The following is a 3,559-nucleotide window of genomic DNA, read 5'->3' as shown; positions in this document are numbered from 1 at the left end:
AAAAACTCTACGGCAGAGAAACAGAAGTTGAAACCTTATTAGCAGCCTTTGAGCGAGTCAGCAGAGGCAGCACCGAAATGATGCTAGTATCCGGTTACTCTGGCATTGGAAAATCCGCCTTAGTACAAGAAGTTTATAAACCAATTACTAAAGCCAGAGGTTATTTTATAGCCGGAAAATTCGACCAATTTCAACGAAATATTCCTTACGCCGCCGTTGTCAAAGCCTTTCAATCATTAGTCAAGCAACTCTTAACAGAAAGCGAAAATCAACTCAATAGCTGGAAAGAAAAAATATTAGCTGCTGTTGGCGCTAATAGTCAAATCATTGTCGATGTCATTCCCGAAGTAGAATTAATCATTGGCCCACAGCCAGCCGTACAAGAATTAGGCACTACAGAAGCACAGAACCGCTTTAATTTAGTCTTTCAAAAATTCATCCGCGTCTTTTGTTCAGTTGACTATCCCTTAGTCATCTTTCTCGACGATTTACAATGGGCTGATGCCGCCACGTTGAAACTGCTACAAGTAATGATAGCAGATGAGCAAACCAACTATCTATTTCTAATTGGTGCTTATCGAGACAACGAAGTTAACCCATCTCATCCTTTAATGATGACTTTGGACGAGCTGCAAAATCAAGGTGCAAGAATCGAGCGAATTACTTTAGCTCCCTTACACCTTCACCAGATAGCTAACTTAATTGCTGATACCCTGCGTAAAGACACAAAATCAGCACTCCCCCTAGCCGAGTTAGTGCTCAATAAAACTCAAGGTAATCCTTTCTTTGTCAATCAGTTTCTCAAAACTCTCTATCAAGAAAACCTGCTGAAATTCAACTTTCAAAAAAGAAACTGGGATTGGAATATATCAGAAATTGAATCAGTAGGTATTACTGATAACGTCATTGAATTGATGCTAGGAAAATTGAAAAGACTGCCCGCATCAACTCAGCAAGTTTTGCGTTTGGCTGCTTGCGTGGGTAATAGTTTTGACTTAAACACTCTTTCAATTATTAACGAAAAATCTTGGGGAACCACCTTTCAAGAACTATTGCCCGCCATCCAAGAGGGATTAATCTTAACTACTTCTGAGTTAGGTGCTACCGAATCAGAAATAATTAACTCACACTTAGTAATTACTACTTATAAATTTTTGCATGACCGCGTGCAGCAGTCCGGTTACGCATTGATTGACTCAAAACTGCAAACCGCAATTCACCTACAAATTGGTCGTCTATTACTAGCAAATATTTCTCCTGAGCGACGAGCCGAAAGAATTTTTGAAATTGCTGATCATTTGAATTCGGGTCGGACTTTAATCATTGATGAGCACGAGAAAATTGAACTAGCTATTTTAAATTTAACAGCAGCTCGCAAAGCCAAAGATGCAACGGCTTATGCTGCTGCCAGAGACTACTTAAAATTCGGTCGAGAAATTTTGCCGGGCGATATTTGGCAAGACTCCTACGAACTAGCTTTTACCTTTCATAAGGAGCTGGCAGAAGCCGAATATTTAAACGGCAATTTTGAAGAATCAGAAGCTTTAATAGAAGTGGCATTTGCTCAGGCAAAATCTGAGCTAGAAAAAGCCGAAATATACAACATTTTGATCGTGCAGTACACTCTGCTGAGTAAATATGAAGCAGCAGTTCAATCGGGATTAAAAGCGCTTCACTTGCTGGGCATAGACTTGGCTGAAGATAGTTTAAGTGAGGCGATTAATGCGGAAATGGCGACAGCTACAGCTAACTTGGCAAACCAAGAAATTGCTTCATTAATTCATGCCGAAAAGATGAAAGACTCGGCTCAACAAATGGCTATGAAATTATTGGGTAACATGGGTCCACTAACGTTCTTTTCATCTCAAGAACTGTGGAAGTTGACTGTGATTAAAGCGATTAACCTTTCTCTCAAGTACGGTTTTGTAGCGGGAGGGTCTTACTGCTATTCGTGTTATGGAATTATTCTGAATTCAATTTTAGGGGATTACCAATCGGCTTATGAGTTTGGCAGACTCGCTATGACTCTCAGCGAAAATTCCAATAACTTGTCTCAAAATTGCCAAGATAGTGTGATTTTTGCCAATTACTTAAACTGCTGGGTGAGACCGCTCAAAACTACGGCGGAAATTAATAACGAAGGTTATAAAGTTGGTTTGCAATCGGGCAATTTGCAATGGACTGGTTATAACCGGATGTTTCAAACTATTACCTATTTCTTCCAGGGCATGAATTTGAATAACCTTTTGGAAGATATTGGTAAGTCGCTCCATTTTTGCGAGCAAACTAAAAACTTCTGGGCGATTGATATTATTATTGCTAATAAAATAGCAATTTTAAATTTGATGGGCGAAGAGGATGATGTTAGCGAAAAACAGCATTTAGAAAATTTCCACAGCCGTAAAAGTATGGCGGCGCTGTGCGAGTTTTATGTTTTAAAAGCGCAAACTTTCTATCTTTACGGACTGTATAGTGAGGCGCTAGAAGCCTCTGAACGCGCGGCAGAGCTGATCGATTATTTGATGGGTCATATTTCTAGTGCTCACCATTATTTTTACCGTTGTCTGATTTTGACGGCTCTGTATTCAGAGGTTTCTGAATCGGAGCGAAAAGATTACTGGCTGCAATTAGAAGCTAATCAGAAACAAATCAAAGTTTGGGCGGATAATTGCTCGGAAAGTTTTGCACATAAGTTCTGGCTGGTGGCGGCAGAAATGGCGAGAATTTCAGGTGGAGATTTGGAGGCTATGGATTTGTACGATCGCGCGATAGCTGAGGCGAGAGAGGGTGATTTTATTCAGAATGAAGCGCTGGCGGCGGAACTTGCTGCTAAGTTCTGGTTGGGGAAAGATAAAGAAGAATTTGCCCAAATCTATTTGACTAAGGCTCACTATGGCTACCAATACTGGGGTGCTAAACGTAAAGTTGAGAGTTTGGAGGAAAAATATCCTCAATTAATCGCGAGAACTTCAGGGAAGACAACTACTCAAACTAAAGTTAATCGCACTACGACGGCTACTACTAGCAACAATTTGGGTGAGACGCTAGATTTAGCTACGGTGATGAAAGCTTCTTTCGCGATTTCGGGTGAAATAGTTTTGAGTAGGTTGCTGGAAAGATTGATGAAAATTGCGATCGAGAATGCCGGGGCGCAAAAAGGTTTTTTGATTTTAGAAAAAGGGGGAAACTGGGCGCTAGAGGCGGAAGGTTTGGTGCAGGAGGATGAAGTTAGTGTGCTGCAATCGCTTCCTCTCAATCCCACAGCAGCTTCTGGGGGAACTCCTTTGCTGGCTTGTGCGATCGCCAATTATGTGATTCGCACTCAGGAAAATGTGGTGTTAAATAATGCGGCTCAAGAGGGACAATTTACCCGCGATCCTTATATTGCAGCTACTCAACCGAAGTCTATTCTTTGCACTCCTCTGCTGCACCAAGGTAAGCTGACTGGCCTTCTTTATTTGGAAAATAACTTGATTGAAGGGGCTTTTACTACCGATCGGCTAGAATTGTTAAAACTTTTATCTGCCCAAATTGCTATTTCCATTGAGAATGCTCAACT

At 41.0% G+C, this 3,559-nt stretch carries 1 protein-coding gene; it reads left to right on the top strand.

Annotated elements, in window-relative coordinates; all coding sequences use genetic code 11:
• Positions 1 to 3,559: AAA family ATPase (locus Q5691_RS27365; RefSeq protein ID WP_333348377.1), on the top strand; the 3,559-nt coding region annotated here is incomplete at both ends.

This window comes from Microcoleus sp. w1-18aA5, from assembly GCF_036701705.1.
Lineage (GTDB): Bacteria > Cyanobacteriota > Cyanobacteriia > Cyanobacteriales > Microcoleaceae > Microcoleus.
The sequence above is the reverse complement of the archived record's forward strand: the minus strand, read 5'-3'. Positions and strand labels throughout refer to the sequence as shown.